General features: G+C 35.8%; 6 protein-coding genes. 2 read left to right on the forward strand and 4 right to left on the reverse strand.

The genetic code is table 11. The features are described 5' to 3' along the window. The 4 genes from AC4GME_RS11565 to AC4GME_RS11580 form a co-directional block, all read right to left on the reverse strand. On the reverse strand, window positions 1-1192 hold a 1192-nt coding region (locus tag AC4GME_RS11565), incomplete at its 3' end, for a hypothetical protein (protein WP_490379423.1). Between the two features lie 14 nt (window positions 1193-1206). Next, window positions 1207-2133: a DNA repair protein gene (locus tag AC4GME_RS11570; protein WP_490377115.1), complete on the reverse strand. Its 927-nt coding sequence runs from the start codon at window positions 2131-2133 to the stop codon at window positions 1207-1209. 2 nt (window positions 2134-2135) lie between these two features. After that, window positions 2136-2540, reverse strand: coding sequence for a TerB family tellurite resistance protein (locus AC4GME_RS11575; protein ID WP_490377114.1), 405 nt, complete (start codon window positions 2538-2540; stop codon window positions 2136-2138). Between the two features lie 11 nt (window positions 2541-2551). Beyond that, complete coding sequence (locus tag AC4GME_RS11580) at window positions 2552-3649, reverse strand: hypothetical protein (protein ID WP_490379424.1); 1098 nt, start codon at window positions 3647-3649, stop codon at window positions 2552-2554. 568 nt (window positions 3650-4217) lie between these two features. Here AC4GME_RS11580 and AC4GME_RS11585 point away from each other — a divergent pair. Both AC4GME_RS11585 and AC4GME_RS11590 read left to right on the forward strand, forming a co-directional pair. Further along, window positions 4218-5363: an ABC transporter substrate-binding protein gene (locus AC4GME_RS11585; RefSeq protein ID WP_490379425.1), complete on the forward strand. Its 1146-nt coding sequence runs from the start codon at window positions 4218-4220 to the stop codon at window positions 5361-5363. Between the two features lie 178 nt (window positions 5364-5541). Beyond that, window positions 5542-6084, forward strand: a complete 543-nt coding sequence (locus AC4GME_RS11590; RefSeq protein ID WP_490379426.1) for a YgjV family protein — start codon at window positions 5542-5544, stop codon at window positions 6082-6084. Window positions 6085-6676 lie beyond the last annotated feature (592 nt).

Raw genomic sequence — 6676 nt, forward strand, 5'->3', positions numbered from 1 at the left:
GATCATTACTTAAAGCAATCTTGATCGCTTCAATGATGGATTTTATTCCTCGCGTTATGACTTTTATCGCGCTGAAAAACAGATTTACAATTAAACCGGTTATTGCTGTAAAAATATTTGTTAACAGGTCATCGAAAAATGTTTTTAATGAATCTTTTAAAAATGGCCAGATATTACTTTTTATATACTTATAAACTCGCTTAAAACGGTAGCTTACAGACTCTGCAATTCCACTGGTAGGCAAGTTGAAATCGATTCCATTTTTAAATATATCGGTCAACTCAAACCAAATTGGTTTAAGTGCTAAAAGAATAAGCTCACCGACTGATTTTGATTTAATTTGATTGGTTGCCGCTACAAATCCAGCTTCCAGCGCCACAGAAGAGAGCGCTTCAACATCATTGATGAATAAATCTTTTTTCTGCTCTTTAGTGTAAGGTTTTTTCCCCTCTTTATTTTCAATATCGTTAGCATATTGAGTCGCTGTTTTGCTATTACTTTTACTGATGTTATCACCACCAGCCATCATTGCGTAATTGCTATCGCGATTAATAATGTTTTTTAACTGCTGATCGCTTAAAGGCAGGCTTGCTAGTGAATCATGGATTTTACTGCCAGCTATGACATGGTCCACATGCGTTTTTTCAACAACAACTTTTCCTCTTGTTTCATCGAAATTTTCAGCAAATTCTCCTCTGTATTGATCCATTTTATTTTTGTCACGAAAGTTGTAATAATCTTTTGCTTCATCACCTCTTTCCTTGGCTTTATTATAAGAGTCTTTGCTGCCATAGTAATTATGTCTATTGCTGCGATGTGTAATCCCTTGATTGGATTGCTGATAACCGTTCGCCAATTTGCTTTCGCTGTTATCGTTATCGTAACTAAAACCTTTTAATTCGCTGATAATTTTACTTGGCGTTAAGTTATGTTTATCTGCTTTAAAATATTTACTAAGTTTAGGGTGATGGATAGCTGAATCAATAATATTGAAGAAGATTGGCTCTAACAGTTTCGAGGATGATTTAAATTCAGCATTGATTGAATTGAGTACATCTAAAGAGCTGCGCTGGTCATGCAGCTCAACATCAATTAATATTTTACTCGCTTGAAGAGGCGATGCACCTTCAAGCTTTTTTATAATATCTTCGCAGGTTATTGTCGGCTGTTTATATTTATTATTATCAGACACAAAATACTCCTTGTTTATGCTGCAATTTGGCTGGATGTTTTAGCCATATTGAACAATTTACTGACAGTGCCTTGATCTTCACTATTTAATTCACCACTCTCTGTGAGATAGCCAAGAGTTGCCATCTGTTTCAACACGATTGATAAGTTAAATAGCGCCTGAAACTCTTCTATATGCACGATTGGTATTAAACGGAAATCCATTTTATGAGCAAAAACATCTGTTGATAAAGACATCTGCTTAACACGTTGCGTTTGAATGCCATATTCAAATCGATCTAATAACGATGCATAGTTTGCAATTAAAACATCGAAATATTCCAGCACTGAATCGATAGAGGAGGCAATAACTTTAAGTTGTCGTTGCTGTGACTCCATTTTAGCTATCTCTTCACTTACCATCGCTTCCTGCTGCTTTACTTTTTCTAAAGACTCGGCTGCTTTTTTTCTTGACCAAAAGCCAAGTGTAAGAATATATGATGCGGCTCTAGTGAAGCTGAATTTATTGAAATCTATTTGGAAAACATCCTTTTTATCCGCAATCTTATCTTGCACTTTAACTTCAAGAATCGATCTTGCAAAAAGCTCTTCAAGAGGTTCACCTTTTACTGTGACACTATGAAGTCTATTTGCAAGTGCGATAAACCTTTTAAAATGAACATCATAGATTTGAGATTTAAACAGATTGATATTGCTAATTTTTGTTTCAATTTCATCACCAATATCAGTAACCGCTTTTTCGTAATCGAGCTTGGCTTTATCGTATTTTTCGGTGATCTCTTTATACAACTTCTCGGCTTTATCAAAGGTTGTTTTACCCGTGAATCCATTCCAAGCTTTTGAACAAGCTGATTTAACATTATCAACAGTTTCAGTTATCGTTTCTTTTACTGAGCGACATACGCTTGAAGCCCAATTCTTTGCGCTACTAAACCATCCCATATCTAATCCTTATTAATCAATTGGAAGCCTTCCTGAACTATGTCATTCATCGCCTCTACCCATCGCTTAATTTTTTTTACTTGATAGTCATCAAATTTCAGTGACAGCGAAAGTTTTTCTATAAATGCTTCTTCTGCATCACAAAACTCATTATCAGCGAGAATAATTCCGAACAGTTCAATTAAAACGATTCTTTTGTTTTTATTCGCTGATTTAGCTATTACTTTTATAACACTTTCTATATTTTGCTGTTTTTTAGGTTCGTAACTACTTAACTCGCACTCATTAATAAACGAGTTAAATATTTGCTGCTCTTCTTGTTTGTGTTCTCCGTTTAAACCCATTGCATAAAACGCTAATTCTAAAAAATTCTTTTTTTCGCCAATGTTTAACTCAGATAAATACATTCTTTAATTCCTTAATACACAGTTTCAATTTTATTTGCTTCATTACCGTTAGCGTCGTATTTGTACTCAGTTTTTTGACCAATTTCACCGGCTTCATCATATTTGTATTCAAAGTTGATCGTTTGATCTTTGTTGAATTCAATCCCTTTCAACATTTTTCCCTCGGGGCTATAATCCATTCTGTATTTAAGTCGATCTCCGGAAAAAGTATTACTACTAACTTTAATGCCGTTTTCGTAGTTAATATGTGTCAATTGGCCGGAATGCTTATCTTCTATCTGTAAGACCTTACAGTCCCCCAATTTTTTAATAAAATCTGAATTTTCAATCGTTAAGTTATTTTTCTTACATATGTCATTGGTCAACTCAACTAAGTTATCAACTCTTAAACTTTGTACTAGATTTGTGATTACCTCTACCTGAGAAACCTGAGCCTGCTTGTTAGTAAATGCTAACTCCTGGAATTCAGATGAACAAGCCTCGCTGTTTTGATTAACACTTAAATGAATCTGATCATTCACTTTAACCATCATCTCTGTTGCTGATTTTGCTTGCTGTTCAATGGCTTCTAGCGTAGAAATTTGAGCTTGTTTATTACTAGACGCTAATGTTTGCAATTCAGCTAAACAGGCATCACTACTTTGATTAATACTGGAGTCAATCTGCTCATTCACTTTACCTATCATATCTAGTGATATTTTTGCTTGCTGTTCAATGGTTTCTTTTAGCTGCTCATTGCTCGATAGCAGTTCGCTATGTTTCTTGATTGCCGATAGCATCAGTTTCTTAACGAAATCTGTCATCTGTACTTGTGCTTCTGCAGAGTGTTTTTCCGTTCGTTCTATGATTTGAGAGTTAGCGAATTGCAGCTTTTGAAATTCTGTATTTTGATTTTTAACTAAATCGGATATGTTATCGGATATGTTATCGGATAATAATTGTGATAACTCTTGCTGTGACTTTTGAAGTTCTGCAATTTGACAGCTTGCCTGCTCTTCCACACTACGTTGTAAAAATTTCACTCGACTGAGTAAATAACCGCCCGAAATAAAAGCTAAAGTACTAACAGCTAAGGTGATTGATATTAATTGAAGTAAACTGATTTCCATAATTTTCTCTATATATTTAACGAAGTTATAAGAATGAAAGTGAAGATAAAACAATTCAGCTAATTTAAAATATGACTAGCTAATAGATAGCGGTTTATTTTACTCTGAAAATCACTCGATGCATTTGATATTAATATCAGTTTTAATTTTTACGATCCACAGCTCAAAAACCAAATTAAAACAGTAAAAGTAAATAGAAGGTGTTGAATTAAATAAAGTAATTCTACTTTATCATCTCTGATGAAATATCGACATTATTTACAATCAAGTCAATATCAATGCCCCTATCAGGCGTATTGATATTTAATAGTCACAGGCCTCAAGAGTAACTCGAAAATCCCCTGTTACGCCTTAGAAATATATTTAGTCAGATAGGAGATTAACGCCCGGCACTGCCACCTGCCGCTTATTAACCATTATTATCTATTAGCTCAAAGCTTGTTTACCTCCTTTAAATAATTGCAAACGTTCACTCGGTTATGCTCACTTCCCACTATACTTATCTTGAACTAGCCTCTGTGCTGTGCCGTTTGAAAGTCGTTCAATTAAGCACAAAAAAGGAACTTTTATGAAAAAAATCATCGCAATGTTCTGTCTATTGGCGATCACTGCATTTTTTCGAAACACAGATTTAAATTGGAAGCTGATCGAGCATAAAGCCAAAGGTCAAACTGTCTATTTCCATGCTTGGGGCGGCAGCCTAAAGATCAATAACTATTTACGTTGGGTAAATACACGCCTTAACGCAGAATATGATGTGACTTTAAAACATGTCAAAGTTAATGATATTGAAAACCTGATTACCTCCTTAATCACAGAAAAAAAGGCGAAAACAAGAAGTGCGATTCCCGTGGATATGGTTTGGATTAACGGTAAAAACTTCAAATTGATGAAGCAATATCGGTTACTGGGTAAACCTTTTGCGACACAACTTCCTAACTGGAAATTCGTCAATAAATCATTTCCTGTCGACATAGATTTTACTGAGCCGACACTTGGGTTAGAAGCACCGTGGGGTATTGGCCAGCTTGTATTTATCTATGACAAGAACAGAATTGAGACGCCCCCCGGTAGTTTTTTCGAGATGTTAAGCTACGCTAAAATGACGCCGAATAGATTAAGTTATCCAAAACCCCCGTCGTTTCATGGAAGCAGTTTCCTGAAAGCTGCGCTGATTGAGTTAAGTGAGGATAGTAAGCCGCTCTATCAAGCCGTTGATGCAGAGACTTTCCAGCAAATTAGTGCGCCTTTGTGGGCATATTTAGATGAATTTCATAATGTGGCGTGGCACCAAGGTAAAGAGTTCCCGGAAAGCCATGCGCAAATGATTAAGTTACTTAATAATGGCGCATTAGATCTTGCTGTCTCCTTTAATCCGAATGAAGTGAACAGTGCGCAAGCAAACGGATCATTACGTCCTTCCACTGAGCTTTATGCTCTAAAGGCTGGTGCCCTGACAAATATTCATTTCTTATCAATTCCTTGGAATGCCAATGCCAGAGAAGGCGCCTTGGTTGCAATCAATTTTATGTTAAGTCCGGAAGCACAATCCAGGAAAGGCGATTTTGCCATATGGGGAGATCCTACTATTTTACAGCTTAAGTACATAACGGGCACGGCTAAAAAGTCCAAACTGTTCAAAGCAATCTCAGAGCCTCACCCGAGCTGGCAAACTGCGCTCGACACGGAATGGCAAAATAGATATGGTTATTAATAGTAACGAACTTGGTTAAAAAAACGGCTCTGCTATTTATACTTATACTAAAAAAGGAGTGGAAAATTTTATTGAAAAATTAAAAAAATAAAGAGGAATATGCTATACCAGCTGTTACTATTCAGGCGCCCAATATTAATATTCACTCAGTTTCAGCCTTTTTTATGAGAAGTTAGTAATGTTTGAAATATCCATCGCACAAATTCTCGGATTCTTTAGCTTCGCTCTAGGTATTTCAACCTTTTATCAGAAAGATGATCGCCGCCTTAAGCTGCAAATGGTCATATTCAACCTAAACCATATGTTGCACTTTATTTTACTGGGAGCGGAAACAGCCGCATTAAGCGCGCTGTTATCAGCCTTTAGAACAGTGTTGTCGATTAAAATCAACTCCATAAAGTTTGCCATCTTTTTCATTGCTCTTAGCTGTGCTAGTGGCACTTATATGGCAGAAACTTACTTAGATTTTTTACCTGTGATAGGCACATCGATTGGGACTTATGCGTTATTTATGCTCAAAGGTATTCAGATGCGCTATGCCTTTCTGCTTGGTGCTATTTGTTGGTTGGCAAACAATATTGTGGTTGGCTCCATTGGGGGGATGTTGCTGGAGTCGGTTCTTATCTGTATTAATATCTTTACAATTATTCAATTACGAACAGAAGATAAGGAAAACAACTGTCAGCTTAAGTATGTGACAGCTTCAGAAAAAAAATCCTAACTGTGCAAACAGTTCAAAGCTATCGCTGTTCCTCCGAGTTAGCTATGGCAATATTATTTACTATATAGATCTTGTGACGGCTACGGTTCCCTAGTTGATTCCGCATACAAAACTTAAAATGAATTTGTGAGCGCACCACGAATAATTAGAAAAATGCAATCACATTAAAAAGCAAAGTGAAAATATAAAACCTATAAATCAGTCAGATAGATATTTAGCTTTAGGGGAATTCCCCATTTGCTTATCAAAATACCACAACTTTTTTTGGACTGAAAAAGCAAACCGGCCGAAACAGTTAAACAAAAACAAAAACAAAAACAATATGGCGTATCGTAAGCGTTACTTGTTCAAGGCGGTAGACACGCTAGCCATATGACTAGCGGTATACACGCGATTTTGCGAAATAAATTAGTTATAATACCAAATCCATTAATTATCTATTCATTTATGCTTGTTAAAATGAATGCTAGCTTCGTTATTGATTTTGCAATTAGAACAACTAGTTACTGCAATCAATGCCTTGCTTTCATCCATTTTTCCTGCGCCTAAATAGATCATCTAATTAGTGGAATTGGTATAAACAGGATGAATT

It is taken from the genome of Psychromonas sp., from assembly GCF_983033635.1.